The following is a 286-nucleotide window of genomic DNA, read 5'->3' as shown; positions in this document are numbered from 1 at the left end:
AAGTGGAGCCTAGCGGGATCGAACCGCTGACCTCCTGCGTGCAAGGCAGGCGCTCTCCCAGCTGAGCTAAGGCCCCATGTTTTTGGGAATATCGGGAAGACAGGATTTGAACCTGCGACCCCCTGGTCCCAAACCAGGTGCTCTACCAAGCTGAGCCACTTCCCGTTATTAAAAGCGCGCCCGAGAGGAGTCGAACCCCTAACCTCTTGATCCGTAGTCAAACGCTCTATCCAATTGAGCTACGGGCGCATATGGTGCCGAGGGCGGGGGTCGAACCCGCACGGTG

Annotated in this window: 3 tRNA genes; all 3 read right to left on the bottom strand. The window is 58.7% G+C overall.

What is annotated here, in order from left to right:
* Positions 1-3 precede the first annotated feature (3 nt).
* The 3 genes from MR070_RS26950 to MR070_RS26940 all read right to left on the bottom strand — a co-directional run bounded on the left by MR070_RS26950 (position 4) and on the right by MR070_RS26940 (position 249).
* A tRNA-Ala gene (locus MR070_RS26950) sits at positions 4-76 on the bottom strand.
* Between the two features lie 15 nt (positions 77-91).
* Positions 92-165, bottom strand: a tRNA-Pro gene (locus tag MR070_RS26945).
* 10 nt (positions 166-175) lie between these two features.
* A tRNA-Arg gene (locus tag MR070_RS26940) sits at positions 176-249 on the bottom strand.
* Positions 250-286 lie beyond the last annotated feature (37 nt).

The sequence above is a fragment of the Bacillus cereus group sp. BfR-BA-01453 genome (genome assembly GCF_022662915.1).
Taxonomy (GTDB): Bacteria; Bacillota; Bacilli; order Bacillales; family Bacillaceae_G; genus Bacillus_A; species Bacillus_A paranthracis.
This window is presented reverse-complemented; position numbering and strand designations above follow the sequence as displayed.